At 67.5% G+C, this 26,405-nt stretch carries 22 protein-coding genes; 18 read left to right on the forward strand and 4 right to left on the reverse strand.

The window, feature by feature from the left end:
- The first annotated feature begins 69 nt into the window (after nt 1-69).
- From ABE422_RS01425 to ABE422_RS01445, 5 genes are all read left to right on the forward strand, one after another.
- Nucleotides 70-2,043: a DUF3857 domain-containing protein gene (locus ABE422_RS01425; RefSeq protein ID WP_346482535.1), complete on the forward strand. Its 1,974-nt coding sequence runs from the start codon at nt 70-72 to the stop codon at nt 2,041-2,043.
- A gap of 107 nt (nt 2,044-2,150) precedes the next feature.
- On the forward strand, nt 2,151-2,789 hold the full coding sequence (gene lolA / locus ABE422_RS01430; protein ID WP_070471577.1) for an outer membrane lipoprotein chaperone LolA: 639 nt from the start codon (nt 2,151-2,153) through the stop codon (nt 2,787-2,789).
- A 121-nt stretch (nt 2,790-2,910) separates the two neighbouring features.
- Complete coding sequence (locus tag ABE422_RS01435; RefSeq protein ID WP_346482295.1) at nt 2,911-4,212, forward strand: replication-associated recombination protein A; 1,302 nt, start codon at nt 2,911-2,913, stop codon at nt 4,210-4,212.
- Nucleotides 4,212-4,610: a fluoride efflux transporter CrcB gene (gene crcB, locus ABE422_RS01440; protein ID WP_313211036.1), complete on the forward strand. Its 399-nt coding sequence runs from the start codon at nt 4,212-4,214 to the stop codon at nt 4,608-4,610. Before ABE422_RS01435 ends, crcB begins: the two co-directional genes overlap by 1 nt.
- Before the next feature lie 95 nt (nt 4,611-4,705).
- Nucleotides 4,706-4,978, forward strand: coding sequence for a hypothetical protein (locus tag ABE422_RS01445; RefSeq protein WP_019184750.1), 273 nt, complete (start codon nt 4,706-4,708; stop codon nt 4,976-4,978).
- On the opposite strand, the gene ABE422_RS01450 is transcribed toward ABE422_RS01445, so the two are convergent.
- Nucleotides 4,971-5,864, reverse strand: a complete 894-nt coding sequence (locus ABE422_RS01450) for a LysR substrate-binding domain-containing protein (RefSeq protein ID WP_346482296.1) — start codon at nt 5,862-5,864, stop codon at nt 4,971-4,973. The genes ABE422_RS01445 and ABE422_RS01450 overlap by 8 nt on opposite strands.
- Nucleotides 5,865-5,915: 51 nt before the next feature.
- Entirely contained in the window at nt 5,916-6,953 is a 1,038-nt protein-coding gene (locus tag ABE422_RS01455; RefSeq protein ID WP_346482298.1) for a YafY family protein, read from the reverse strand.
- 72 nt (nt 6,954-7,025) lie between these two features.
- Here ABE422_RS01455 and ABE422_RS01460 point away from each other — a divergent pair, with 72 nt between their 5' ends.
- Both ABE422_RS01460 and ABE422_RS01465 read left to right on the forward strand, forming a co-directional pair.
- Nucleotides 7,026-7,631, forward strand: coding sequence for a glutathione S-transferase family protein (locus ABE422_RS01460; RefSeq protein WP_346482299.1), 606 nt, complete (start codon nt 7,026-7,028; stop codon nt 7,629-7,631).
- Nucleotides 7,632-7,744: 113 nt separating this feature from the next.
- Complete coding sequence (locus tag ABE422_RS01465) at nt 7,745-9,190, forward strand: amidohydrolase family protein (protein ID WP_346482300.1); 1,446 nt, start codon at nt 7,745-7,747, stop codon at nt 9,188-9,190.
- 170 nt (nt 9,191-9,360) lie between these two features.
- On the opposite strand, the gene ABE422_RS01470 is transcribed toward ABE422_RS01465, so the two are convergent.
- Complete coding sequence (locus ABE422_RS01470) at nt 9,361-9,966, reverse strand: NAD(P)H-dependent oxidoreductase (RefSeq protein WP_346482301.1); 606 nt, start codon at nt 9,964-9,966, stop codon at nt 9,361-9,363.
- A 119-nt stretch (nt 9,967-10,085) separates the two neighbouring features.
- Here ABE422_RS01470 and ABE422_RS01475 point away from each other — a divergent pair, with 119 nt between their 5' ends.
- The 7 genes from ABE422_RS01475 to ABE422_RS01505 all read left to right on the forward strand — a co-directional run bounded on the left by ABE422_RS01475 (nt 10,086) and on the right by ABE422_RS01505 (nt 17,007).
- On the forward strand, nt 10,086-10,646 hold the full coding sequence (locus ABE422_RS01475) for a TetR/AcrR family transcriptional regulator (RefSeq protein WP_346482302.1): 561 nt from the start codon (nt 10,086-10,088) through the stop codon (nt 10,644-10,646).
- Nucleotides 10,647-10,673: 27 nt separating this feature from the next.
- Entirely contained in the window at nt 10,674-11,489 is an 816-nt protein-coding gene (locus ABE422_RS01480) for a hypothetical protein (protein WP_346482303.1), read from the forward strand.
- Between the two features lie 82 nt (nt 11,490-11,571).
- Nucleotides 11,572-12,579 (forward strand): alpha/beta hydrolase-fold protein, encoded by a 1,008-nt coding sequence (locus ABE422_RS01485; RefSeq protein ID WP_346482304.1) that lies wholly within the window; start codon nt 11,572-11,574, stop codon nt 12,577-12,579.
- Nucleotides 12,580-12,701: 122 nt separating this feature from the next.
- The gene (locus ABE422_RS01490; RefSeq protein ID WP_346482306.1) at nt 12,702-14,084 is read left to right on the forward strand and encodes an ATP-binding protein; all 1,383 of its coding nucleotides are present in this window, start codon (nt 12,702-12,704) and stop codon (nt 14,082-14,084) included.
- A gap of 69 nt (nt 14,085-14,153) precedes the next feature.
- A complete protein-coding gene (locus tag ABE422_RS01495) occupies nt 14,154-15,188 on the forward strand; it encodes an ABC transporter substrate-binding protein (RefSeq protein ID WP_313211026.1) in 1,035 nt (344 codons plus the stop codon).
- 20 nt (nt 15,189-15,208) lie between these two features.
- A complete protein-coding gene (locus tag ABE422_RS01500) occupies nt 15,209-16,243 on the forward strand; it encodes an iron ABC transporter permease (protein WP_313219192.1) in 1,035 nt (344 codons plus the stop codon).
- Entirely contained in the window at nt 16,240-17,007 is a 768-nt protein-coding gene (locus ABE422_RS01505) for a heme ABC transporter ATP-binding protein (protein WP_313211025.1), read from the forward strand. Before ABE422_RS01500 ends, ABE422_RS01505 begins: the two co-directional genes overlap by 4 nt.
- A gap of 30 nt (nt 17,008-17,037) precedes the next feature.
- Here ABE422_RS01505 and ABE422_RS01510 read toward each other — a convergent pair whose 3' ends face one another.
- Nucleotides 17,038-19,236, reverse strand: coding sequence for a TonB-dependent siderophore receptor (locus tag ABE422_RS01510; RefSeq protein ID WP_346482308.1), 2,199 nt, complete (start codon nt 19,234-19,236; stop codon nt 17,038-17,040).
- Nucleotides 19,237-19,803: 567 nt separating this feature from the next.
- Here ABE422_RS01510 and fusA point away from each other — a divergent pair.
- From fusA to ABE422_RS01530, 4 genes are all read left to right on the forward strand, one after another.
- Nucleotides 19,804-21,846 carry an elongation factor G gene (gene fusA, locus ABE422_RS01515; protein ID WP_346481026.1) on the forward strand — a complete coding sequence of 681 codons (2,043 nt, stop codon included), beginning with the start codon at nt 19,804-19,806 and terminating at the stop codon, nt 21,844-21,846.
- 165 nt (nt 21,847-22,011) lie between these two features.
- The gene (locus ABE422_RS01520; protein WP_346482309.1) at nt 22,012-22,938 is read left to right on the forward strand and encodes a M14 family metallocarboxypeptidase; all 927 of its coding nucleotides are present in this window, start codon (nt 22,012-22,014) and stop codon (nt 22,936-22,938) included.
- A gap of 120 nt (nt 22,939-23,058) precedes the next feature.
- On the forward strand, nt 23,059-23,616 hold the full coding sequence (locus ABE422_RS01525; protein WP_346482311.1) for an ECF-type sigma factor: 558 nt from the start codon (nt 23,059-23,061) through the stop codon (nt 23,614-23,616).
- A 33-nt stretch (nt 23,617-23,649) separates the two neighbouring features.
- A complete protein-coding gene (locus ABE422_RS01530) occupies nt 23,650-26,403 on the forward strand; it encodes a serine/threonine-protein kinase (protein WP_346482312.1) in 2,754 nt (917 codons plus the stop codon).
- Nucleotides 26,404-26,405 lie beyond the last annotated feature (2 nt).

Below are 26,405 nucleotides of genomic sequence, written 5' to 3' on the forward strand. Positions count from 1 at the left end.
CGGCCTGGCTGTATGGAACCCGGGCGCTGCCCGGGTGTTGCCGAGCACAAGGAACCTGCAATGAAGCCGATGATCTGGACGATGCTGGGCGCCATGACGCTTGCGCCGGCAGTGGCGTGGGCCGATGCCCAGCCCGTACCGGCACCCGCGACACCCGCGACACCCGTTGCACCGACCACCCCGGGCGGGCAGGGCGGCCCGGCCGCGGGCGCTGAAGCGCAGGCCAGCAACAACTTCAGTTTCGTACGCTATCGTGCCGACTACGTGGTGCGCCCCGATGCGGGCAATACGCAGACCGAAGAGTACGACATCCTGCTCAAGACCAAATCGGCGGTCGAGCAGTTCAGCCAGGTGCGGCTGAGCTACAGCGAGAAGATGGAGACGCTGGAGGTGCTGCAGGCCTACACCCTGACGGCGGACGGCCAGCGCCGCGACGTGCCGGCTGACCGCATCTATACCCAGGAAAGCTATTCCAGCGCGGCCGCGGCGATGTACGCCGACCGCAAGGTGCGCGTGGTGGTCTTCCCGAATCTGGCGCCCGGTACCCGCGTGGTCTACCAGACCCGGCGCACCCAGAACACGCCGTATTTCCCGGGCTACTTCGGCCTGTGGGAAACCTTCAGCGTGTTCACCCAGTACGACGATGCCCGCGTGACCCTGAGTGCGCCTGCCGATCTGCCCATGCAGGTGGAACAGCGTGGCGTGCAGGGCAGCCAGGCGCCGCGTGTGCGCAATGGCATGGCACGCTGGGAATGGACGTACCGGCGCACGGATCCACTGAAGGCGCAGAACTGGTCCGCCGCCGCGTGGGAGTACAGCCCCACCATCATGGCCAGTACGTATCGTGACTGGTCGCAGGTGGCGCAGGCCTATCAGCTCAAAGGTGGCGAGGCCGCCGCGGTCACGCCGCAGATCCAGGCGCTGGCCGACGAGCTCACCCGTGGCATCACCGACCGCCGCGAGCAGGCTGCCGTGCTGTACCGCTGGGTGGCGCAGAACATCCGCTACGTGGCGGTGTACCTGGGCAACGGCGGGCTGGAGCCCAACGCGGCGCAGAGCATCCTCGACAGCCACTACGGCGACTGCAAAGACCATGTCGTGATCCTGGAGGCGTTGTTGGCTGCGCGGGGCATCCAGAGCACGCCGGTGCTGATCGGTGCCGGCGGCGGGCCGACGCTGCCGGCGATTCCGCTGCTGGGCCGTTTCGACCACGCCATCACCTACATCCCCGAGTTCGATCTGTACCTGGACTCGACCGCGCCCTATGCGCGTGTTGGCCAGTTGCCCGAGGGCGATCTCGGTGCGCCGGTGCTGCATACCCGCCAGGCCGTGCTGGCGCGCACCCCGGCCAACGATGCCTCGCGCAACGGCACCGGGATCGAGGCGGCGTTCCGGTTCGATGCGGCGGGCAATCTGTCTGGCCAGACCGTGCTGCACCCCAGCGGCGTGACCGAAATTGGCATGCGCGGCGCCTTCGCGCGGCTCAACGCGCAGAACCGGGCGCGTGCCGAAGAATCGATGATGGCCGCGTCCGGCTTCGACGGCAGTGGCGCACTGACACTGCTGGGCGACCCGCAGGACCTGACCCGGCCGTTCAACTTCCGCTATGACTTCCAGGCCAGCGACTACGTCGATTTCGGCGCGGTCGGCGGGATGGGGGTGCCTGACGCACCGGGGAGCCAATCGTTCCGCGACCTGTACGCCAGCACATCGGCGCCGGACAACGCCACGCCGTTCTACTGCAACGACAGTCTGCGCGATGAGCGCTACCAGCTGACCTTCCCGGCCAACGTGCCGATCGTGGCGATTCCGCGCAGCCAGCACTTCGCCAACGCGGCCGGTGAGTATCAGGTGGAGTGGACGCGCGACGGGCAGGTGATCACCGCGCGACATCGACTGCACCAGCGCGCCGTGCGCGGGGCCGATGCGCTGTGCCTGCCGCAGGACTATGCCGCCTTCCGCGAGCTGTACCAGCAGGTCCGGCGCGGGTTCCGTGGGCAGGTGGTGTACGGGGATCTGAAGACGGTGCAGGCTGGCCCGTGAGGGCGCTGGATGGATCTGGTTTCCAGCGCATAATGTGTCCCTGATCGCCCATTCAGGATTGAATGGGCACACTGCCTCCCATCCTTCCCATTCGCCTGGATACCCGCATGCACACCACTTTCCGCCGCTCCCTGCTTGCTGCCACCCTGGTTGTCGCCAGTGTCGGTTCGGCGTCGGCCTGGGCGGGCGCCCGTGATGAGCTCAACCGCTTCACCCAGGGTCTGAAGGGCCTGGACGGGCAGTTCAGCCAGCAGGTGTTCGACAGCAAGGGCAAGGTCAAGGAAACCACCAGCGGCCGCGTTGCGTTGTCCGCGCCGCGCCTGTTCCGCTGGGAGTACATCAAGCCGCACGAACAGTTGATCGTGGCCGATGGCAAGAAGGTCTGGGTGTATGAGCCGGACCTGGAGCAGGCCAGCGTGCGCCCGCAGGGCCAGGAAGAGCAGAACAGCCCGCTGACCGCCCTGATCAATCCGGCGCTGCTGGACAAGCAGTACGACGTCAGCGAAGAGGCGGCCGTGCGTGATGGCCTGCAGTGGCTGGCGCTGAGCCCGAAGCGTGATACCGATACCGCCTTCCAGTACGCCGCACTGGGCTTCAATGGCCAGGGCCTGGCCCGCATGGAAGTCGTGGATGCGGTTGGCCAGCGCACGGTGATCAGCTTCACTGGCTGGAAGCGCAACCCGAGCTTCGCCTCGGGCACCTTCAGCTTCACCCCGGCCAAGGGTGTGGACGTCATCGGCGAATGACGGTGTAGTGCCGGCCGCTGGCCGGCATGCCCGCTGCAATCTGCCGCGATACACTAGACACGTGGCCAGAAACCGAACGACTTTCAATGGGCCCGATCTGCTGACCGTGGATCGGGACAACATGCGTCCGCTCGCCGAGCGGATGCGCCCGCAGACGCTGGACGAGATGGTGGGCCAGAAGCGCCTGCTCGCACCGGGCAGCGCGCTGCGCCGGGCGGTCGAGTCCGGCCATGTGCACTCGATGATCCTGTGGGGCCCGCCAGGCTGCGGCAAGACCACGCTGTCGCTGCTGCTGGCGCATTACGCCGATGCCGAGTTCCGCGCGATCTCCGCCGTGCTGTCCGGCCTGCCGGAGGTGCGCCAGGTGCTGGCCGAGGCCGCGCAGCGCTTCGCCGAGGGGCGCCGCACGGTGCTGTTCGTGGACGAGGTGCACCGCTTCAACAAGGCCCAGCAGGATGCGTTCCTGCCGCACATCGAGCGCGGCACGATCGTGTTCGTGGGCGCCACGACCGAAAACCCCTCGTTCGAACTGAACTCGGCGCTGCTGTCGCGCTGCCGCGTGCACGTACTGGAGTCGGTGTCGCCAAGTGACATCGTCGAGGCGCTGGAACGTGCGCTGCAGGACACCGAGCGCGGTCTGGGCGCGGAGCATCTGCAGGTGGCACCCGAGTCGTTGCTGGAGATCGCAACCGCAGCCGATGGTGACGTGCGCCGTGGACTGACGCTGTTGGAGATCGCGGCCGAACTGGCCAGCGGCGACGGCGGGCGGATCAGTCCGGAGATGCTGGTGCAGGTGCTGGCCGATCGCACCCGTCGTTTCGGCAAGGGCGGCGAGCAGTTCTACGACCAGATCTCGGCGCTGCACAAATCCGTGCGCAGCTCCAACCCCGATGCCGCGCTGTACTGGCTGACCCGCATGCTCGATGGCGGCTGCGATCCGTCGTATCTGGCAAGGCGCCTGACCCGGATGGCGATCGAGGACATCGGCCTGGCCGATCCGCGCGCGCAGTCGATGGCGTTGGAGGCGTGGGATATCTATGAACGCCTGGGCAGCCCGGAGGGCGAGCTCGCCTTCGCGCAACTCGTGCTTTATCTGGCCAGTACCGCCAAATCAAACGCCGGCTACGCCGCCTTCAACAAGGCCAAGCAGGAAGTGCGCGAGACCGGTACCCAGGAGGTTCCGCTGCACCTGCGCAACGCGCCGACCAAGCTGATGAAGGAGCTGGGCTACGGCAAGACCTATCAGTACGATCACGACGCGGACGGGGGAATTGCGCTGGATCAGACCGGCTTCCCCGATGCGATGGGTGAGCGCGTGTATTACGAACCGGTGCCGCGCGGGCTGGAGATCAAGCTGAAAGAGAAGCTGGACCGCCTGCGTGCGGCGCGGGCACAGGCGCGGGCAGAGAAAGGCGCTGACTGATGGAAGGCCTGGGCCTGTGGTGGCAGCAGCTTGGGCTGGTGATGGCCGGTGGCGCACTGGGCGCGGCGCTGCGTTTCATGATCGGCGATGCGATGCTGCGCCAGTTCGGGACTGGCTTCCCGTGGGGCACGCTGACGGTGAACCTGGTCGGCGCGTTCGTGGCGGGTTACGTGATGATCTGGCTGCAGAGTCGGGGCACGGCCGCAGTGTACTGGCGCGCCTTTCTGATCGTGGGGATCGTGGGCGGGCTGACCACGTTCTCCTCGATGATGCTCGAGTCGCTGGTGTTCACCCGTACCGATCGCAGCCTGATGGTGCCGCTGTACCTCGGGGTGAGCCTGGTCGGCGGGATGCTGCTGGTGTGGGCGGGCGCGCGCGTGGCAGAGGCGTGGCGCTGACGCTTGCGTCGCAAATGCAGAAATCCACGGAAAACGCTGGATTAAAGTGATGTCTCACGATATCGTGCGCGCCCCCGTTTGCATCCTCGTCCGTCATGCGCGATGAACAAGACCCCGGAACACTGGAACTGACGCTGCCGCGCAAGCGCGGCCGTCCGCCCACGTTCGGCTACGCGATGACCGATGCGCAGCGTGCGGCCCGCTACCGTGCGCGCCGCGCCGGCCAGGCCGGTCACGCCGATGTGCGCAACTGCAGCGACATGGTGCTGCTGGACAAGATCCGTGCCTCGATCACCAGCAAGGACCCGGAGCTGACCGGTTTCCTGGTGCACGTGCTCTGGCAGCGCTACCCGCTGCAGCTCAAGTAGGCGCGACCGCCCGCTCCTGGTTGAGCAGCTCGGCCAAGCGCAGTGCCAGCGCCTTGACCAGCGGGTCGGCGGTGGCGCGATGGAGCAGGGCGATCTCGAACGTATCGATCGGCGGCAGGCCCTGTTCGGCGCCGAGCACGGTGTGATCGCGACTCAGGGCGCGTGCCGGCAGCAGGCTGATGCCCATGCCATCGGCTACCGCGCCCTGGATGCCACTCAGGCTGGAGCTGGTGAAGCTGATCCGCCAGCGGCGGCCGAGTGCTTCGATGGCATCGATGATGTCGTCGCGATACAGCCCGCGCGGCGGGAAGGTGACCAATGGCACCGGATCCAGGCCGATGCAGCCATTGCGGGCACTGTCGATCCAGACCATGGTCTCCGGCCAGCAGGCAACGGCGGCGCGGCTGTTGCGGCGCTGCTTGACCAGGATCAGATCCAGTTCGCCGTGATCGTAGCCATTGGCCAGGTCGCGGCTGAGGCCGCTGGTGACTTCGAGCTTGACCTGGGGGTGCTCGCGGTTGAAGGCGCCCAGCAGCTGGGTGGTCGCGGCGCTGACGAAATCCTCCGGCACGCCCAAGCGCACCGTGACGGCCACCGTGGTGCCGGCCAGCGCTTCCAGCAGCTGATCGTTGAGCGCCAGCAGCTGACGCGCGTGGCCCAGGACGAGCTGCCCGGCATCGGTGGGGTGCACGTCGCGGTTGCCGCGCACCAGCAGTGGATGGCCCGCCATCTCCTCCAGCCGGCGGATCTTCTGGCTGATGGTGGATTGGGTGGAGTGCAGGCGTGCGGCGGCGGTGGTGAAGCTGGCGCAATCGGCCACCATCACCATCGCGCGCAGCAGATCAAGATCGAACAGGGTGCGATTCGGTTTTTCACTGGCGGTCATGCTGCCATTGTGGAGCGCAATGGCAGCGGCCGCCATGGCAATGCAGGGCGGCTAATCGCCCGTGGGCATCGGCTCGGCATCGGCAGGGCGCTGCGTCAGGCTGCGGGCCACCCGTTCGGCGGTCTGGCGAAGTCGCTCGATGAGCGCTGGTGGTCCCAATACCTCGAACTCCAGGTCCATGGCCAGCAGCCAATAGATCACCGAGCCAAGCGGGTTGGCGCCGCAGCGCAGCAGGCAACGCCCCGCATCCACGACCTCCAGTACGGCAGTCGATGCGGGAATCTGCTGACGCAGGGCAGCCAAGGGCGCGTGCAGGATGATCCGCGCCTCGTCGGGGTACTGCCCGAGCGACAGTGCCTGGGCGACCCACTGGCGCAGATCGCCTTCGCCGGGCCCGGCGCGCGGCGCGAAATGCGCGCCCACCACGGGCGTGCTGGTGATGCGATCGATGCGGAAGGTGCGCCAGTCGTCGCGTGCAGGATCCCAGGCGACCAGATACCAACGCCGGTCCGTGTGCACCACGCCTTGGGGCTCCACCTGGCGTGAGCTTGGCTGGCCATCGCGGTCGATGTAATCGAAGGCCAGTTGCAGCTGGTCGCGGCAGGCGGCAGCCAGAGTGGTCAGCCGGCCGGCATCGACCAGCGGGCCGATCTGGTCCGTCGGCAGGATCGCCGAGCGCAGCGCGTCCAACCGGGGGCGCAGGCGCGGGGGCATGGCCTGCTCAAGTTTGACCAGCGCGGTGATCGCGGTCTGCTCGATCCCGCTGATGGTGCCGGTCACCGCCGTGCGCAGCGCGATTGCGGCCGCCAGCGCTTCATCGTCATCCAGCAGCAGCGGTGGCAGGGCCCGGCCCGGGCGGAAGGCGTAGCCGCCGGCGACACCGGTGCTGGCGTGGATGGGATAGCCCAGCTGGCGCAGCCGGTCGATGTCGCGGCGGAGCGTGCGTGGATGGATGCCCATGCGCTCGGCCAGCATGCCGCCGCCCCAATGCGGGCGCGATTGCAGCAGGGACAGCAGGCTCAGCAGGCGGGCGGAGGCGGTCAGCATCGAGAAAGCGTAGCAGCCATTGCGGGCGGGTTCTGTCCGCAAGGGTGGCTAGCCTTGAGGCCACGGTGCAGGACCACTTCGGTCGCACCCCTGACCACACTCAAGGAGTTCCAGATGTCCCTCGTCTTCTATTGGCACCCGATGTCCAGCGCCACCCCGATCGCCTGCGTCCTGGCCGAACTGGCCGTCCCTCATGAGCGGGTCAGGATCGACATCCGCGCCGGCGAGCAGCGCACGGCCGACTACCTGGCCATCAATCCCAACGGCAAGGTGCCGTGCCTGGTGGTGGATGGCACGCCGATGTTCGAAGCCCTGGCGATCCACCTGTGGCTGGGCGAGCACTTCGGCGTGGCCAAGGGTCTGTGGCCGCACGACGGTACGCCGGCGCGCCTGGAGGCGATGTCCTGGTGCACCTGGGCGTATGTCACCTATGGCGCGGTGATCGGTCGCGTGTGGCTGGCCACCTCGGACGATGCGCTGCGCGATGCCGACCATGCCGCCGCCGCAATCCGCACCGCCACCGCGCTGCTGGACCTGCTGCAGGCGCGCCTGTCGCAGCAGCCTTGGATGCTCGGTGAGGCCTACTCGCTGGTGGATCTGGTGGTTGGCCAGGTGGTCGGCTATGGCACGTATCTGGGCGCTGCGGTGGAGGCGCACCCGGCGGTGGCGGCCTGGCTGCAACAGGTGCAGGCGCGGCCGGCGATGCAGGGCGCGGTCTGAGCGGGGCACTGTGTATCGGGAATGTGCATGACGCGCATTCCAAAATTTAACTGGTGAATGGACCGGGCCCGACCGTAAGGTGGCCCGGTTCTCCATTTTCCGGTGCACTGCCCATGTCCCTGCGTCTTGCCCTTCCCGTGCTGCTTGCACTGGCCCCTTCCGCGTTCGCGGCCGAGCAGGCCGACCTTATGATCCGGCATGCGACCGTGGTCGATGTGGAGCATGCCTCCACCGTGCCGGACCAGACCGTCGTGGTACGCGGCCAGGACATCGTGGCGATGGGCAGCGATCGTGCGATGCGCAAGGCGTGGAAGGCCCGCGAGGAGGTCAACGGCAAGGGGCGCTATCTGATTCCGGGCCTGTGGGACATGCACGTGCATTTCGGGGGCGGCCCGGATCTGATCGAAGAGAACAAGGCGCTGCTGCCGCTGTACATCGCCCATGGCATCACCACCATCCGTGACGCGTCCGGCGATCTGCCCGAGCAGGTGCTGCAGTGGCGCGGCGAGATCGCCAGCGGCCAGTTGGCCGGCCCGCAGCTGTTCACCTCGGGTGCCAAGATCGAAGGCATCAAGCCGGTCTGGAAAGGCACCATCGAAGTCGGTTCGCAGGCGGATCTGGATGCGGCGTTCGTGCGCCTCAAGCGCGACCGCGTCGATTTCGTCAAGATCACCGACAGCACGCTGACGCCTGAGTTGTTCCTGGCCGCGGTACGTGGCGCGCGCGCCAACGGGTTGCGTGCGTCCGGGCATATCCCGATGGCACTGACCGTCCAGCAGGCCGTCGATGCCGGCATCAGCTCCATCGAGCATCTGGACTATGCCTACAAGGCCGGCGTCAAGGACGAGGCCGCCATTGCGGCGGACTTCGCGGCCAAGCGCATCGATCGCGCGCAGGCCAACGCACGATTGGATGCGGGCTTCGACCGTGACACCGCCATGGCCGCCTATCGCGGTTTCGCAGCGAAGGGGGTGTTCGTGACGCCGACCCTCAATGGCGGGCGCATCCTGGACTTCCTGGACCAGAACGACCATCGCGACGATCCCTATCTGGCCTACATCGGCCCAAAGCTGCAGGCCACCTACGCCTGGCGCGTCGAGCGTGCGGCCAAGGCCACGCCGACACAGATCCAGGCGCGGCATCAGGAGTACCACCAGGTCGCCGCGGTGCTGCCGATGCTGCAGCAGGCCGGGGTCACGATCATGGCCGGCACCGATGCGGGCTTCCTCAACTCGTTCAACTACCCGGGCATCGGCCTGCATGATGAACTGTCACTGTTCGTCAAGGAAGGGCTGACCCCAGCGCAGGCACTCTCGGCGGCCACGCGCGCGGGCCCGGCCTGGTTCGGCACGCTGGATCGTTACGGTGCGGTCGCGCCGGGCAAGGCGGCCGATCTGGTGTTGCTGGAGCGCAATCCGCTGGAAGACATCGAGGCCACACGCAGCATCCAGTACGTGGTGCTGCGTGGCCAAGGCTATGACCGCAAGGCGCTGGATGCGCTGCTGGCCCAGACCAGGGCGAAGGTCGCGGCCTGGAAGGCGGAAGAAACGAAGGAGTAATGGAGGCGAGCGCGCTCACCGGCGTGGTGGGCGCGCTCCGGCCTGGACAATGCGCCGGGCTGCGGCAATGTCAGCGAGGTGCAGTTGACGGTGCGGCCGTCGGCAAAGCGCGCGGTCGCGCTGCCATCGGCGAGCGTGGTCTGCTGCACCTGCCGTTGCACCGGATCGGCTCAGTGGGCTGCCGCGCCGGGCGTGGTGGCAATGCGCTGCCCCAGCGCATGCGCCGTCTGCAGATGGGTCTGTGCATCGCCCGCATCTGTTTCCAGCAGCAGCGTGGAGGACAGCACCGGCGCGCCGCAGTAGTCGAAGATGCCGGTGTCGATCTGGGTCTTCATCGCCTCGGTATAGCCGCGCTTGTGCCACGTGCGCTCATCGGCGCCACCCAGGCCGACCAGGTGGACAGGCAGGTGCCCGAGTTTCTTGAGTACGCCCTGGCCGCTGCTGTCGTCGTAGGCCCAGCCACCGGTAAAGACCCGGTCGATCCAGCCCTTCATCAGCGCCGGCATGCTCCACCAGTAGACCGGAAACACAAGGACCAGCGCGTCAGCCCGGTCCAGGCGGGCCTGTTCGGCCAGAACATCGGCGGGAAAGGGCGCCTGGCGATGATGGCCCTTCAGGTCGTCCAGGGTGAAGCGGGGGTCGAAGCCCTCTGCAGTCAGGTCGGCCAGTTCGATTGTCGCGCCGGCGGTTTCGGCGATGCCGTCGGCAATGCGGCGGGCGACGGCGTGGGTCAGCCCGTCGGGGTCGGGATGGGAGGTGACGATCAAGGTGTGCATGGAATTCCAGAAAGAGGCGGAGGCTGTATACTTTTGGTAAGTTACGACTCGTAAGTTACGATTGGTATATAGCAATGTCAAGTCCGCACGATCCTGCCTCTGCCACCCCTCGTCGCCGGATGAGCCGCGACGACCGCCTGCGCCAGTTGCTGGAGGTGGCCTGGCGTCTGATTCGCGAGGAGGGTACTGACGCACTGACGTTGGGGCGCCTTGCCGAGCAGGCCGGGGTGACCAAGCCGGTGGTGTATGACCATTTCGGCACCCGCGCCGGACTGTTGGCGGCGCTGTACCAGGATTTCGATGCGCGCCAGGGCGTGGTGATGGACGCGCGGTTTGCCGACAGCGGTTCGACGCTTGCGGAGAAGGCGCAGGTCATCGCCGATGTCTACGTGGCCTGTGTGATGAAGCAGGGGCGTGAGATTCCCGGCGTGATCGCCGCGCTGGCCGGCTCGCCCGAGCTGGCGCGCATCAAGCGCGAGTACGACGTGGTGTTTCTCGAGCAGTGCCGCGCGCTGCTCTCACCGTTTGCACCGGCCGGCGCGCTGCCCTTGGCAGGCCTATGGGGCATGCTCGGCGCGGCCGAAGGGCTCTCGTATGCGGCGACGACGGGCGACATCACCTCTGAGCAGGCCGTGCGCGAACTGGCGGCGACGATCGCCGCGATGGTTGCGCGCGGCTGAGCGTTCTACCGTCTGTTTGGCAGTGTCATGCGCGGCGCCGCCGAGGATCGGGCGCGTATGATGTCCCGCCTTGTTGGACTGGATGCCATGCGCGTTTTCCTGCCTGTTCTTGTACTTGCTGCCGCGATCGGTGCGACGTTGCCTGCGACCGCTGCGACGGATTCGTTGAATGCGCGCCTGGAGGCGGCCTCGAGTGTGCAGGTCAACCAGGTGCCGGTGAGCGGCGCATCACTGATCGGGCGTGTGCAGCAGTTCCGCAACGGCGACAGCCTGATCAGCCTCGGCGACGGTGAGGGTCAGCCGGTCGTGCTGACCCTGTGCAAGGGCAAAGCACATCTGAATCTCGAGGCGAGCTGGCCGGGCGCGCCCGCAGCGAAGACCCAGGAGGAGAAGCAGATGCGCGCATACGGCATGTACATGGCGGTGATGGGCGGGATGGCGATGGTGCAGGGGATCACGGGCGATGCCCTGGCGCTGCCGGCCGAAGGACAGACATCGACAGCGCAACGCGAGACGTCCTGGGCCTATGGCAATGAGCTGTACGCGGTAGCGGTGACTCATGTGGCCGGCGGCGAGATCCGGATCAAGATGACCAAGACGGAGAACACCACCCGGACGCCGTCCTCCGGTCCGGATGACATCGTCAATACCGATGGTGACAAGGCAGCACGCCTGGCCGAACTGGACCCGGTAGGGACATCGCGCGAACTGGTGATCGCTGCGGCGCCCATGGCGGAGGGCGTGCCGGACGCGATGTCGTTGCAGGGCTGGATATCCGCCAGTGGCAAGGGCGGCGCGACGGTAGGTGCGGCGCGCAAGGCCTCGGGCGATTGCGCGCGCTGAACCGGGTGGCGCAACGTCAGTGATACCCATTCTCATTTGAGTTACACTGGCGCGATAGCACCGTCCCTCGCTCCGGGTAGTCATGATTGTTTCGTCGTCGCTGATCTCTTCCGTATCGCCGTGGTTGCGCACGCTGGGCGTAGCGACCGCCATCGGCATGGCGGCGTTGTCGCCCGCTTCGGCGCAGCAGCGCAATCCCGAGCAGAAGGTCGGTGAGACGGTGCTGGATCAGCCGGCGCAGAGCTATCGCTTTGAACACTTCGTGCTCGACAGCCCCGACAAGGCCCGCCGCTGGCGGGTGAATGTCGGTGTGCCGGCCAAGGCCTCGGCCACGCCGGCACCGGTGCTGTACATGCTCGATGGCAACGCCGCGGCGATGGTGCTCGACCAGGCGATGCTTGCCGATCTGGCTGCGCATGCCGCGCCGGTGCTGGTGTTCATCGGCTACGACAACGATCTGCGCATCGATTCCCCGGCGCGCACGCGCGACTACACGGCGTGGATCGATACCGCCGACGACGAGAACGGCACGTCGCAGTCCAGCGGTGGCGATGCGTATGCGTTCCTGGATCTGATCGAGCGCCGGATCAAGCCGGAAGTGCAGCGCCGTGCCCGCATCGATCTGCAGCAGCAGTCGCTGTGGGGCCATTCGCTGGGCGGCCTGTTCGTGGTCAGCACGCTGTATACCCGGCCGGCCGCGTTCCAGCATTACGTGTCGGCCAGCCCGTCACTGTGGTGGAACCAGGGCGCCCCGCTGGGCGACATGGAGCGCCAGTTCATCGCCAACGCCCAGGGCCAGCCGGCCCAGGTCACGGTGATGCTGGGTGGCGACGAGCGCACCGGCAACCGGGGCGTGCGTGACATGACCAATCCGCGCGTGGTCGCGCATCTGCGCCGCATTGGTGGCGCCACGCCCGATGCAGCGCAGCAGCTGGCCGCCCGCCTGGCCAAGGTGCCGGGCCTGACCGTGCAGTACCGCGAGTTCCCCGGCCTTGGCCATGGGCCGATGCTGCCGGCATCGCTCAAGGCGACGCTGAGCCAGTTGTATGGCATCACCGATCGCAGCGGCACACCCGCGCCGGCCCCCTGATTTTTTCGTTACCCAGGCAGTTCCGTGGCCCTGTGCCACCGCCGCAACGGACCGCGGCCACGCCAAGGCAAGCACTGTGACAACGCGCCAACCGGCGCGCCCCCAACAGAAGGAGTCTGCTGATGTACACCCTGAAAACCCTCCCGCGCGTCGCCACCCTGGCCCTCGCGCTGTCGCTGGCCAGCCCGACCGTGTTCGCCCAGCCGGTGTTCGATGCGCCGGCCAACGGCTTCCGTGGTGAAGTCGTCAGCCGCGGCCAGAACGTGGTGCCGGGCAGCGATGCCGAAGTGATCGGCCGCCAGTTCGTGCCGGGCCAGCAGGTCACCCTGCTGCGCGGTGAGACGGTACTCAATGCCACGCCGTACGTGGTCGATGCCGAGGGCAACTTCAAGGGCAGCGTCGCGATTCCGGCCGATGCCGTGCCCGGTCAGCAGCCGGTGATCGTGCGCGCCAGCCAGCCGTCCGCGGCCACGGTGCTGTCGCTGCGCGTCTCGCCGAACCTGCCGCTGAGCGGCCAGCAGAACTTCAGCCAGACCTCGGCCAAACTGGTCCAGGGCCTGTACCAGTCCGCGTACAGCGCGGCCAGCAACGCGGTGTTCGTCACCGCTGCCGTCGGTCGCCCGCCGGTCACCCAGTCGCAGCTGCTCAAGCTGGACCCGAAGACCCTCAAGGTCACGGCCAGGATCACCCCGGCTGAAGTTCCCGGCGGCAAGGGCGGTGCAGTGTTCGCGGTGTACGGCGTGGGCGTGGATGATGCCAACGGCAACGTGTGGGTCACCAATACCCGCCAGGACACCGTGGCCGTGTATCGCCAGAAGGACCTGTCGCTGGTGCGCCAGTTCGATGTGGGTGCGGTGCCGCATGCCCGCGACATCGTGGTCGACGGTCGTCATGGCAAGGTGTTCGCCTCGGCCGCCGGCGAAGATCATCTCTCGGTATTCGATGCCCGCACCCTGCAGCCGCTGGAGTCGATCACCCTGGCCTCGGGCGTGGACGACAAGAAGTTCGTCCCGATGAGCCTGGTGCTGGATGAAGCGGCCGGCAAGCTGTTCACCGTCAGCATCGGCACGCCGGAAGCGGCGGTGATCGACACCACCACCGGCAAGGTGGAGAAGGTGATCGATCTGGGCAACGCGATCAGCGCCTCCGGCGTGGCCTATGACGCCTCGGCCGGTCGCCTGTACGTGGCCTCGCAGGGCACCGACAACCTGCTGATCGTCGATGTCGCCAGCGGCAAGGTGCTGCACGACGTGCCGGTCGGCGCGGGTGCGCTGAACGTGGCCTTCGAGCCGGTGTCCAAGCTGGCCTATGTGACCAACCGCGGTGCCGGTACGGTGACGGTGGTCGATGGCAACGGCAAGGTGGTGGGCAACCTGGATGGCGGCACCTTCCCGAACCATGTGCGTGAAGATGGCAAGGGCAGCGTGTTTGCCGTCAACAAGTCGCGTGATGCCCAGGATCCCAAGGGCGACCGCATCACCCGCATCAGCACCCGCGCGAACTGAATTTCGCGCAGTGCGTTGCACTGGCGGCGGGGCGATCAGCCCCGCCGTTCTGATGAAAGAGGAACTGCCATGAAGTCGATTGTTGTCCGCCGCAGCCTGCTGGCGTTGTCCCTGGTCGCCGTGATTGCCGGGTGCTCGAAAGAGCCTGCCGCGCCGGCTGCCGATACCGCCGCCGCATCGGCCGCGCAGCCCGCCGAAGCGCTGCCGGCGGGCTGGCAGCGTGTGGTGGGTGTGGACGTACCCGACATTGAAGGCGCCACGCAGCAGTTGCCGGCACAGGTCACCTCCGATGACGGTGTGGCCACCACGGTGACCGATACCTCCAGGATCATTGCCGGTGGCGATGACATCATCGCCGTGCTCGAAGCGCTCGGCCTGGACGAGCAGGTGTACGCCGCGCCGCTGCGCTCGGCCACCGAATCCGGCCGCAAGGCCCCCAAACAATTTCTGTTCAACCGCACCACCGGTGTGGAGGGCGTGTTGAGCCTGCAGGGCACCCTGTTCCTGGGCAACAGCCTGCGCCGCCATTCCGATCTGGCCGCCAAGCTGCGCGGTGCAGGCGAAGCGGCGGTGATCGTCGACGATCTGCAGCCGGCCGCGGACAAGGTGCGCAAGGTCGCCGCCGCCGTCGGCATGGCCGAGCAGGGTGAAGCACTGGCTACGAAAGTGCAGTCGCAGCTGGATGCGGCCAAGGCCAGTGGTGCCGCGTTGGCATGGCACCCGCGCGTGATCCACGTGTCCGCGACCGGTGCCGGCGGCGCGCCGACGGTGGCGGGCTCGGACAGCGCCTCGGGCAAGCTGATCACGCTCGCCGGTGGCATCAACATCGGCGACGAAGCCGGTGTGGCCAATTATTCCGCGCTGAGCAACGAGGGCGTGGTGGCTGCGGCGCCCGATGTGATTCTGGTGACCGAGAACGATCTGGCCCTGTTCGGTGGCCAGGCCGGGCTGTGGCGCGCCTATCCAACGCTCCGGCAGACGCCGGCCGGTGCGGCCAACCGCGTGTGGGTGATGCCGGATGTGGAGTTGAAGTCCGCCAGCGTCGCCTCGGGCAGTGGCGCGGTGGCGCTGGCCGCGGCATTTGCAACCGTGCCACGCCCGTGAGTGCTTGAGGCATGGCGGTATTGAGTCCTGCGCGCCGGCGCGGCGCGACCGTGTTGATCTGGGCTGCGGTGGGGTTGCTGATCGCAGTCATCGCCTCGTTCGCGGTGGGCCCGTTGCGGCTGCCGCCGATGGAGGTGCTGCAGGCGATCGGCGTGAAACTGGGGCTGGCCGATCCGGCCAGCGTCAGTACCCGTGATCTGGCAGTGGTCTGGCAGCTGCGCATTCCGCGTGCCTTGCTGGGCGCGATGGTGGGCGCCGCACTGGCGATGGCCGGCGCGAGCCTGCAGGGGTTGTTCGGTAATCCCTTGGCCGACCCCGGCATTGTCGGCGTGACCCAGGGCGCTGCCTTGGGTGCGGTCTCGGCGATCGTGCTCGGTGCCGGCGCCTTCGGTGCGTGGACGCTGCCGCTGGCGGCCTTCGCCGGTGCCGGTGGCGCGATCACATTGACGTATCTGTTGGCGCGGCCGGGGCAGGGCACCGGCACGGCGACATTGCTGCTGGTCGGCATTGCGATCGCGGCGTTCTGCTCGGCGATGATCGGGTTCCTGACCTACATCGCCAGCGAGAGCGAGCTGCAATCGCTGGTGTTCTGGCAGATGGGTTCGTTGGCCCAGGCCGACTGGATGGACGTGGTCGCGGTGGCGCCCGTGTTCGTGCTGGGCACGATCGCGCTGCTGCGTCTGGCCACGCCCTTGGACATGCTCGCGCTCGGTGAGCGCCAGGCCCAGCACCTCGGGCTGGATGTGAAGCGCACGCGGCTCAAGTTGATTGCCTTCAGCGCGCTGCTGGTCGGTGCCGCCGTCGCCTTCGCCGGCTCGATCGGTTTCGTCGGCCTGGTCGTGCCGCACGTCGTGCGCCTGCTGGTCGGCCCCGGCCATCGCTGGCTGCTGCCGGTCTCGGGCGTTGCCGGTGCGCTGTTGATCGTGGTCGCCGATACCGCCGCACGCACGCTGGATCCGCCGTCGGAGATTCCGCTGGGCCTGTTCTCGGCCGCGCTGGGTGCGCCGTTCTTCCTGTGGCTGGTGATGCGTCAGCGCCACCGGAGCGGCGCATGAGCGCGCTGCTGCAGTTGCAGTCGGTGCAGTTGAGCCGCGGCGCACGACGCATTCTGGATGACATCACGCTGGATTTCGTGCCGGGCACGGTCACCGCGCTGGTCGGGCCGAACGGCGCGGGCAAGTCGACGTTGCTGGCGGTGGCCGCGGGCGATCTGGAGGCGGATCAGGGCAGGGTGCTGCTGCGTGGGCAGGCGCTGCCGGACTGGAAAGCCAAGCCGCTGGCACGCGAGCGCGCGGTCATGCCGCAGGAGCACGCGGTGCGGTTCGCCTTCCGTGTGCATGAAGTGGTGGCGATGGGGCGGCTGCCGCATCCGCCGGATCCGGTCAAAGACGCCGCCTGCATCGCCGATGCGCTGGCGCGGGCGGACCTGCATGCGTTGATCGAGCGGGAAGTGGAGCATCTGTCCGGTGGCGAGGCCGCGCGCACGACCTTTGCCCGCGTCCTGACCCAGGACACCCCGTTGCTGCTGCTGGATGAGCCGACGGCCGCCCTGGATCTGCGTCATCAGGAGCGCACCCTGCGCGCGGTGCGCGAACTGGCCGATGCCGGCGCCTGTGTGATCGTGGTGCTGCATGATCTGAATCTGGCCGCCGCGTATGCGGACCGGATCGTGTTGCTGGAGCAGGGCCGCGTGGCGGCCGATGGCACGCCGACCGAGGTCCTGACGCGGGAACACATCGAGCGTGTCTACCAGCAGCCGGTGCTGGTGCTGCGGCATCCGCAGCGCGATGTCCCGTTGGTGGTGGTGACCGACGCGTAGCGCCGGGCGTTACCCCGGCGCCGCCACCCTTTACCAGCCGAAGCGCGCCGTCGCCATCACGGTGCGGCCGCTGCCGTAGTAGCACGACGACACGCCGGTGCAGGTGGATACGAAACGCTTGTCGGCCAGGTTGCTGGCGTTCAAGGCCAGCTGCACGCGGGTGCTGCCGAACTGCCCGAGGTCGTATCGGATCGCAGCATCGAACAAGGTGTACGACGGGATCAGATACAGGTTGGCGCTGTCGCCGTAGCTCTTGCCGTTGTAGCGCGCCCCGGCGGCCAGGCTCAGGCCCTGCAGGGCGCCGCCCTGGACGGTGTAATCCGCCCAGAACGAGGCGCTGTAGTCGGGCACCATGATCAGTTCCTTGCCCTTGTACTGATCGCTGCGGGTCATCTCCGAGTCCATCCAGGTGGCTGCGCCGATCAGGCTGAAGCCCTGCGTGGGAGTGACGCGGCCTTCCAGCTCAACGCCGCGGATGCGGCCTTCGCCGTCCTGGATCGAGCACCGCGCGTTGCCGGTGTTGCCGCAGCTCATGTGGCTCAGGTCGGGATCCTGGGTGACCAGGTTTTCCTGGCGCAGGTCGTAGGCAGCGAGCGTGATCAGGCCGTCGATGCTGGCCGGCTGGTATTTGACGCCGGCCTCCCACTGCTTGCCATAGACCGGATCGAACGCGCGCCGATCAAAACTCTGCAGCGCGCTCGCGGTGGAGGGCTGGAAGGATTCTGCGTAGCTGACATAAGGCGTGAAGCCGCTGTCGAACACGTACAGCAGGCCGGCATTGCCTGAGAACGCCTCGCTCTTGATCACGCTGCGCGGCTGCAGCACCGTCGCACCCGTCACCAGGTTGCGGGTGGTGCTGGAGGAATCATCCTTGGTCCAGTCATACCGGCCGCCGAGGGTCAGGCGCCATCGGCCAAGCGCCAACTGGTCCTGCAGGTACAGCCCGCTCTGGCGGTTGATGCCTTCGGTGGGGCTCAGCGAGGTGACGCGCGGCGTATACCCGCTGTAGACCGGGTTGAAGATGTCGATCGGTGCCGGGTTGCTCATCGCACCGCGCACGCCTTCCCAATCGGCCTTCTGCCAATCCCAGCCCAGCAGCAGGGTGTGGTCGACCGCGCCGGTGGCGAAGCGTGCCTGCAGCCGCGTGTCCAGCGTATCGCCATCGGAATCGCCGGTGCCGTAGGTGGCGCGGCGCTTCTGGGTGCGGCCATCGGCGTTGAGCGCACCATCGGTGACCACGCCGCGGTACAGCGAATCCACATGCGTGCGTCGCGCGCTCTGGCTCAGGGTGAGGTGATCATTGAACTGGTGCTCGAACAGCCATCCTGCGGTCCACATCGTGCGGTCGAACGTGTTCCAGCTCGGCTCGCCGATGAAGGTGGTGTTCTTCATGTGGCCATACGGCGTGGCGTTGAGCGTGCCGGCCATCGGCAGGAACTGGTAGGTCGAACCGCCGTCATCCTTCTGGTACAGGCCGAGCAGGGTGATGCGGGTGCGCTCGGCCATCTGCCAGGTGTAGCTGGGCGCCAGGAACCAGTGCTTCTGTGCGGTGTGCTTGATCTGGGTGTCGCCGTCGCGATACAGGCCGACCAGGCGGAACAGGTGGTCGTTCTCGGCCGTGCCGGCGCCGACGTCGAACGCCGCGTTGTACTGGCCATTGGCATCCACACCCACGCGCAGCTGCTGCTCCTGATCCGGCGTCGGCGTCTTGCTCACCTGGTTGACCATGCCGCCCGGGGCGACCTGGCCATACATCACCGCCGACGGGCCCTTGAGCACTTCCACCCGCTCCAGGTTCCAGCTGTCGAACATGCTGCGGTTCCACTGCGTGCCCTGCGGCGCGCGCATGCCGTCCAGGGTGACGTTGTTCGCCCAGCTGCCGGCATCGAAGCCACGGATGCGGAAGTCATCCACGCGGTTGTCGATGCCCGAGCTCTCCAGGCTGACACCGGCGACATAGCGCATCGCATCGTTGAGTGACTGAACACCGCGCGCATCCAGTTCCGCCCGCTCGATCACCGATACCGATTGCGTGGTCTCGGCCAGCGTGGTGTTGGTTTTGGTCGCGCCGCTGATGCTGTTGGCAGCGCGGTAGGCATTGACGCGCACCGCGTCCAGATCGGTGGCGGTCTGGGCGTAGGCGGCGGGGACCAATGCGGTGGCAAGGCAGGCGAGGGCCAGCAGGTTGGGGCGCAACCGGCGCGGAGGCAGGGGCAGGGAGCAGGGCATGGGCAACAACTCGAGAACGCGGAGGAAGGGGGCGCTGGCGTGCCGTCTCGTGGTCGTACGGCGTCAGTCTTGCGGGGGTCGCCGTAGGCGACGCATGGGCCACCATTTTAAGGATTTCCGGTGTATACGCAATTGCGACCCATTCGCATATCTGCGACCGGCTCGATTTGATTGTGCCAATTTAAGGTTGCATGTTCGACATTGATGCTCAGTGTTGCGCTGGTGGTTCGAATAAAGACTTGTAGCCGGCCATCAGAGGTCTACAATGCCGGCTACACCCCAGGTGACCCACATGACTTCGATGCCGCTTCTGACGTTTTTTACCCTGACCCGCGATGTCGCGGCACGGGCGCGTCTGCCAATCGGAGTGCGAGGCTGCTGACCGGAACACCGGTCACCCTGGACCCCACGCAGAGCGCCCACCGGGCGCTCTTTTCGTTTCCACGTAGCAGAACTGTCTGAAGGAGAACGTGCCATGCACCAGATCGCCGAGCCCCAAACCTGGCCGCACGCCCGTTAGCCAACGGCGGCGTGCGGCTCCCCGATGTTGGCAGCGAGACCTATCCCATGAACACCCATACCCAGACCCTTACCCTCCGGCGCAACCTCGGCATCATTGCCCACATCGACGCCGGCAAAACCACCCTCACCGAGCGGCTGTTGTGGAAAACCGGCGAGATCCATCGCGTCGGTGAGGTGCATGACGGCGCGGCGACCACCGATTTCTCGGCGATCGAACGCGAGCGTGGCATCACCATCGGCGCGGCCGCCGTGCAGGCCCATTGGGCACCGCGCGACCAGCCGATCCATCACCTGACCCTGATCGACACCCCCGGCCACATCGATTTCGCGATCGAAGTGGAACGGTCCCTGCGCGTGCTTGATGGCGCGGTCGCGGTGTTCTCCGCGGTGGACGGGGTGCAGCCCCAGTCCGAATCGGTCTGGCGCCAGGCGCGTCGCCACGGTGTGCCGCTGATTGCCTTCGCCAACAAGATGGACCGCACCGGGGCGTCCTTCGAACGCGTGCTGACCCAGCTGCGCGAGAAGCTGCGTGCCACGCCGTGGGCGCTCGGCGTGCCGATCGGGACGGAAAGCCAGTTCAACGGCTGGGTGGACCTGGTCGACCGCAGCACCGTGCATTGGGATGACAAGGGCACTGCCTTGCGTCATGCCTGGACGACCGATGAGGCTGCCCAGTGGATGCCGCAGCGCGAGGCGCTGATCGAGGCCGTGGCCGATGCCGACGACGTGCTGGCCCAGGCGTGGCTGGAAGGCGCGCCAATCGACAACGCACAGCTGCGCGCGGCGATCCGTCGCGGCACCCTGGCCGGTGCGGGCGTCCCGGTGCTGGCCGGCGCCGCGTTCAAGAGCAAGGGCGTTGAGACGCTGCTGGATGCGGTGGTCGACTATCTGCCCTCGCCATTGGATCGCCCGGCGGTGGTGGCCACCGAGAACGGCAACGACGTGCTGCTGCCACCGGACCCGGATGGCCCGCTTGCGGCGCTGCTGTTCAAGATCACGCACCAGAACCACGGTGCGCTGAGCTTCGTGCGGGTGTACTCGGGCACGCTGAAGGTGGGTGATGCACTGGCCAGTTCACAGCATCCGCAGGGGCGGCGTGTCAGTCGCCTGGTGCGGGTGCAGGCCGACCAGACCCACGACATCAAGCAGGCCGTGGCCGGTGACATCGTCGCGGTGCTGGGCTGGAAGGATGCGGTCAGTGGTGAAACGCTGAGTGCGCCCTCGCGCCCGCTGCTGCTCGATACGATCCAGGCGCAGCATGCGGTGCTGGCATGGCGGTTGACGGCGGAGAAGGCCTCGGACCTGATCCGCGTCAGCCAAGGGTTGGCCAGCCTGGCGCAGGAGGATCCGTCGTTCCGTGTCGACACCGATGCGGACAGCGGTGAAACCCTGATCTGGGGCATGGGCGAGCTGCATCTGGAGGTGATGGTCGAGCGTCTGCGCACGGAGTGGGGCGTCGCCATCCGCACCGGCGAGCCGCGCGTGGCCTACCAGGAAACCCCGAAGCGCGCGGTACAGCGGGTGGAGGGCAAGGTCGCCAAGCAGACCGGCGGCCAGGGCCAGTTCGCCCAGGTGCTGATCGATGTGACGCCGCGCGAGGATGGCGAGGTGACCTTCGTCGACCGCACCGTCGGCGGTGCGATCCCGCGCGGGTTCGTCAACGCGGTGGAGAAGGGCGTTCGCGCGGCATTGGGCGAAGGCCCGCTGGGCCATCCGGTGGTCGGTATCGAGGTGACGCTGGTCGATGGCCAGACCCATGTCAAGGACTCCTCGGACATGGCCTTCCACCGCGCTGGCAGTGAGGCGGTGAAAGCCGCGCTGGCCGAGGCGGGCACGCAGCTGCTGGAGCCGGTGATGGAGATCGCCATCCACGCGCCGTCGGCGAACGTCGGCGATGTGGTGGGCGACCTCAACCGCCGCAGCGGGCGGGTGGCCTCGATCGAGGACCAGGATGGGCAGGCGGAAGTGCTCGGCTATGCACCGCTGGCGCGACTGGGTGGCTACACCACCTCGCTGCGTTCGCTGACCCAAGGGCGCGCGTCCAGCGACATGCGCTTGAATGGGTATGAGGCGGCGCAGACGGCCTGACCGTCGATGTGGAACGAGAAGAGGGCCGGGCAACCGGTCCTCTTTTTCCGTGTCAGCGTTGGTAGTCCGCACAGCGCCGGATGCCCGCCCGCAGCTAGAATGTCTGCCGCAATGTCGCACGCAGCCAACGGCCGCAGCGACCGGATTTCTCCTTGGAGTACGGCCATGAGCAACACGCATTTTTATCCGATCGGCACCCCCGGCCAGCCGTGGGGCGATGCCGAACGGGCCCAGTGGCGCGCCAATCAGCAGCGCCAGCGCAGCTACCACGACGATGTGGTGGCCGCGCTCGAGCGCCTGGGCGAGCGTTTCGATGTGGTGCAGTACGGCCAGCTGGACTACGCGCCGGATCATTACCCGCTGTTTGCGGTGGTCAGCCATGCGTGGGATCCGGCACTGCCGACCGCGCTGGTGACCGGCGGCGTGCATGGCTATGAAACCAGCGGCGTGCATGGCGCGCTGCAGTTCCTCGATCAGCATGCCGAGGCGTATGCGGGCCGTATCAATCTGATCGTCGCGCCCTGCGTCAGCCCGTGGGGCTATGAGCGCATCCAGCGCTGGAATCCCCATGCGATCGATCCCAACCGCAGCTTCCGCGATGAGGGCCAGATCGAAGAAGCGGCCTCGTTGATGCGCTGGATGGCTGCGCGTGGCGATGATCTGCTGGTGCACCTGGACCTGCATGAAACGACCGACAGCGATCTGCATGAGTTCGATCCGGCGCGTTGCGCCCGCGATGGCATCGCCCTGGTGCCGGACATCATTCCCGATGGCTTCTACGTGATCGGCAACAGCGAAGATCCGCAGCCGGCGTTCCAGCAGGCGTTGATCGCCGCGGTGGAGAAGATCACGCACATCGCCCCTGCCGACGCCAATGGCGAGCTGATCGGCATGCCGCTGCAGTCACCGGGCGTGGTCTGGGGCGAATCGCGTTCGATCGGCGCCTGCGCCGGGTTCACCGACGCGCTGTACGCCACCACCACCGAGGTGTACCCGGACAGCCCGCGGACCTCGCCGCAGGAATGCAACGATGCGCAGGTCGCGGCGGTATGCGCTGGCCTGGACTTCGCCCTGGCCCATCCGCGCGCCTGATCGCCCCCCCCCGTTCCCGCCCCCCCCGGCGCGCTGGTGCCAAGGCGCCCGTGCGCTATCATCGGCCATCAGGGACGGGGGCGTCTGGCCGGAGAGGCTGGCGTCTTGGGAGCGGGGATGATGAGTGGCGATGTCACGCAGTGGCTGCACCGGTGGCGGCGCGGGGATCCGCAGGCGCAGGCGCATCTGTTTGATCTGATCTATCCCGCGCTGCGCGAGATGGCAGCAGCCCGTATCGGCCAGCGCCATGCCGACGTGACCCTGCGGCCGACCGCGTTGATGCATGAAGCGCTGTCGCGGGTGATGGGCTCGGACGTGGAGTTCGTGGATCGCGCGCACTTCCTCGCGCTGGCGGCCTTGAAGATGCGCGCGGTGCTGGTGGATTTTGCGCGCAGTGGCGCGGCAGCCAAGCGCGGGGCCGGGGCGTGGAACCTGACCTTGTCGCATGCTGATCAGGACGTGCCCTATGCGCCGACCTGCGACTACGAGGTCCTGGCGCTGCACCAGGCGTTGAACCAGCTCGCCGGGCACGATGAGCGCGCCGCACGTGCGGTGGAATACATGTATTTCGGCGGGATGGACCGCCAGGAAATCGCGGTCGTGCTGGAGGTGTCGGTGCCGACGGTCGACCGCGATCTGCGCTTTGCGAAGGCTTGGCTCAATCAGCGCCTGGCCTGATCGGGGGCGTTATCGTGACAGGGGGATGGGGCAATGACCGATGACCGCTGGCAGCAGCTGCGCACGATGTTCGATGCGGCGTGCGAACTGCCGCCGACCGCGTGGCGCACCGAGCTGGGGCGGATGACCAACGATCCGGCCCTGCTGGATGAGGTGATCGAGCTGCTGGAAGCGCAGACCATGGCGCTGGACAGCGCGCAGCGCCCCCTGCGCGAGTTGATTGTCCAGCTTGCCGAGCCGGATGTGCAGGTGGGTGAACGGATCGGTCCGTGGCGGCTCACCCGGCGCGTGGCCAGTGGCGGCATGGGAGCGGTGTTCCTCGCCGAGCGCGCTGACGAGACCTACCAGCTACGGGTGGCGATCAAGTTGCTTCGCGGCGTGGCGACGACCGAGATCAGCCAGCGCCTGGCCGCCGAGCGGCAGATGCTGGCCGGGCTGGAGCACCCCAACATCGCCCGGTTGTACGACGGTGGCAGCACCCCTTCCGGCCAACCCTATCTGGTGATGGAGTACGTGGACGGCGAGCCACTGGACCGCGCCTGCTGTGACCGTCCGCTCGATCTTTTCCAGCGCCTGCAGCTGTTCGTTCGGATCTGCCGTACGGTGCAGGCCGCGCACGCACGCCTGGTCGTGCACTGCGATCTCAAGCCCAGCAATATCCTGGTGCGCGCGGACAACGAGCCGGTGCTGCTGGATTTCGGCATCGCACGCTGGCTGGACAGCGCAGCCGAGTCCCGCGCCGACCGTTTCTACACGCCGGTCTACGCCAGCCCTGAACTGATTGCGGGCGAGCCGGTGGGTGTCACCACCGACGTGTACAGCCTCGGTGTGATCCTGGTCGAGATGCTGGCCGATCGCCGGCTTGGCCATGATGGGCAGCCGGCAGGTGCCGCGGTTCCGTTGCCAAGCCGCTGGGCGCGGCCATCGTGCGCGTGGCGAAAGCACCTGGAGGGGGACCTCGATGCGATCGCGGCCAAGGCCAGCGCACGTGACCCGGCCCAGCGCTATGGCTCGGTGGAGGCGCTGGCGGATGACATCGAGCGCTGGCGGACGCATCACCCGGTGCGGGCGCGAGGCGGGCGAGCGGGCTACCGCACGCACCGGTGGCTGCGTCGGCACTGGCAGGCGGCCGGCGTGGCCGTCGCGGTGACGGCCATGGCGGGCGGCTTCGTCTGGCGATTGAGCGAATCCAGTGCGCGCGCTCAGGAAGAAGCGGCGATCGCCGAGCAGGTCAGCGAGTTCCTGGTCGCCGCCTTCGATGCCGCCGATCCGCGCGAGCGCGGTGCACGCGGCACCGAAGATGTCAGTGCACGCGCAGTGCTCGATGCCAGCGCGGCGCAGGTCGATGCGGAGCTGGCCGATTCGCCGGCGTTGCGGGCGCGCCTGCAGAGCGTGCTGGGGCGCGCGTACCAGAACATCGGCCTGCCCAAGCAGGCCGAGACGCTGCTGCGAAGCGCGGCTGAAGGCCTGGCATCGCCGTCGGTCGATCGCGCGCGCCTGGCGGCGCAGACCTACAGCGATCTGTCGGTGGAGATGAGCAACGGCAAGCGGGGCGAAGAAGGCCTGAAGTACGCCGAACGTGCGCTGCAGCTGCTTGATCGCGAAGACGATGCACGCACCCGCGCACATGTGCTGAACTCGCTGGGCCTGGCCTACAGCCAGCTGGAGCGCTATCCCGAGAGCGAGGCGGCGTTCCAGCAGTCGCTGGCAATGCGCAGCACCGTCCGCGAGCCGGGCACGGAAGGCGGCACCGCCACGGTGATGCAGAACATGGGGCTGATGTACCGCAACCGCGGTGAGCTGGACAAGTCCGAGCAGCTGCTGCGCGACTCGCTGGAGATCAAACGGCGCCGCAGTGAGACCAGTGCCGATTACCAGCACGGACTGCACGCACTGGCCATGACCCTGCAGGAAGGCGGCAAGCCGAACGAGGCTGCACCGCTGCTGCTGCAGTCGCGCGATCTCAGCCTGCAGCTGTATGGACAGGACAGTTCCCGCACGGCCCTGGCGTACTGCGAGTTGGCCTTGCTGCACATGGATCTCGGTCGTTACACGGAGAGTGCGGAGGGCTTTGATACCTGTCTGCGCATCAGTGCGCTCACCAGTGGCGAAGACAGCATCGACCACGCGATCAACCTCAACAACTACGCCAACCTGGAAGAAGCCCGCGGCGATATGGGCAAGGCGGAGCAGCTGTACCGGCGCTCGCTGGCGATCCGCCGCCAGGTCCTGGGGCCGGACAAGCCTTCCAGCCTGCGGGCAGAGATGAACCTGGCGCGGCTGCTGATGCGCAGCGGTCGTGCCGACCAGGCCAGCCCGCTGATCCAGCGCGTGTTGCCGATCTGGCAGCGGATCAGCCCGGCCGACGCGCCGGATCTGCGCATTTCGCACCTGGGCGAGATCGAGTGGCTGATCCACCGCGGGCAATCGGCGCAGGCAGAGCAGGCGCTGCTGGCGATGGCGCCGATCGTACCGTCGATGTCGCCGCCGTTGCAGCTGCGCTACCAGCAGATGCAGGCCGAAGCGGCGCTGCGTGCCGGGCAGGCCGCCTTGGCGGCGACGCGCTGGCGCGCGGTGCTGGAGGGCAATGTTGCGTTGTTCGGGGCAGAAGCGCCGTCCGTGGCACGCTACCGCGTACCGCTGGCCGAGGCGCTGCAGGCCAACGGCGAGCGGGAGGCTGCGCGCCGGCAGATCGCGCAGGCCAAGCCACTGCTGGAGGCAGAGCTGGTGCCCGGCGCACCCTATCTGCAGCGACTGCATGCGCTGGAGGAGCGCCTCAAGGGTTAGGC

This window comes from Stenotrophomonas sp. TWI1151, assembly GCF_039673135.1.
In the GTDB taxonomy this organism is placed as follows: domain Bacteria; phylum Pseudomonadota; class Gammaproteobacteria; order Xanthomonadales; family Xanthomonadaceae; genus Stenotrophomonas.

Excerpts from the sequence above, each read along its gene's own strand:
- fusA (WP_346481026.1), top strand. The coding sequence starts at position 19,804 with ATGAACACCCATACCCAGACCCTTACCCTCCGGCGCAACCTCGGCATC.
- ABE422_RS01520 (WP_346482309.1), top strand. The coding sequence starts at position 22,012 with ATGAGCAACACGCATTTTTATCCGATCGGCACCCCCGGCCAGCCGTGG.
- ABE422_RS01445 (WP_019184750.1), top strand. The coding sequence starts at position 4,706 with ATGCGCGATGAACAAGACCCCGGAACACTGGAACTGACGCTGCCGCGC.
- lolA (WP_070471577.1), top strand. The coding sequence starts at position 2,151 with ATGCACACCACTTTCCGCCGCTCCCTGCTTGCTGCCACCCTGGTTGTC.
- ABE422_RS01435 (WP_346482295.1), top strand. The coding sequence starts at position 2,911 with ATGCGTCCGCTCGCCGAGCGGATGCGCCCGCAGACGCTGGACGAGATG.
- ABE422_RS01530 (WP_346482312.1), top strand. The coding sequence starts at position 23,650 with ATGACCGATGACCGCTGGCAGCAGCTGCGCACGATGTTCGATGCGGCG.
- crcB (WP_313211036.1), top strand. The coding sequence starts at position 4,212 with ATGGAAGGCCTGGGCCTGTGGTGGCAGCAGCTTGGGCTGGTGATGGCC.
- ABE422_RS01510 (WP_346482308.1), bottom strand. The coding sequence starts at position 19,236 with ATGCCCTGCTCCCTGCCCCTGCCTCCGCGCCGGTTGCGCCCCAACCTG.
- ABE422_RS01525 (WP_346482311.1), top strand. The coding sequence starts at position 23,059 with ATGAGTGGCGATGTCACGCAGTGGCTGCACCGGTGGCGGCGCGGGGAT.
- ABE422_RS01470 (WP_346482301.1), bottom strand. The coding sequence starts at position 9,966 with ATGCACACCTTGATCGTCACCTCCCATCCCGACCCCGACGGGCTGACC.
- ABE422_RS01450 (WP_346482296.1), bottom strand. The coding sequence starts at position 5,864 with ATGACCGCCAGTGAAAAACCGAATCGCACCCTGTTCGATCTTGATCTG.
- ABE422_RS01485 (WP_346482304.1), top strand. The coding sequence starts at position 11,572 with ATGATTGTTTCGTCGTCGCTGATCTCTTCCGTATCGCCGTGGTTGCGC.
- ABE422_RS01480 (WP_346482303.1), top strand. The coding sequence starts at position 10,674 with ATGCGCGGCGCCGCCGAGGATCGGGCGCGTATGATGTCCCGCCTTGTT.
- ABE422_RS01495 (WP_313211026.1), top strand. The coding sequence starts at position 14,154 with ATGAAGTCGATTGTTGTCCGCCGCAGCCTGCTGGCGTTGTCCCTGGTC.
- ABE422_RS01460 (WP_346482299.1), top strand. The coding sequence starts at position 7,026 with ATGTCCCTCGTCTTCTATTGGCACCCGATGTCCAGCGCCACCCCGATC.
- ABE422_RS01490 (WP_346482306.1), top strand. The coding sequence starts at position 12,702 with ATGTACACCCTGAAAACCCTCCCGCGCGTCGCCACCCTGGCCCTCGCG.
- ABE422_RS01425 (WP_346482535.1), top strand. The coding sequence starts at position 70 with ATGATCTGGACGATGCTGGGCGCCATGACGCTTGCGCCGGCAGTGGCG.
- ABE422_RS01475 (WP_346482302.1), top strand. The coding sequence starts at position 10,086 with ATGAGCCGCGACGACCGCCTGCGCCAGTTGCTGGAGGTGGCCTGGCGT.
- ABE422_RS01465 (WP_346482300.1), top strand. The coding sequence starts at position 7,745 with ATGTCCCTGCGTCTTGCCCTTCCCGTGCTGCTTGCACTGGCCCCTTCC.
- ABE422_RS01505 (WP_313211025.1), top strand. The coding sequence starts at position 16,240 with ATGAGCGCGCTGCTGCAGTTGCAGTCGGTGCAGTTGAGCCGCGGCGCA.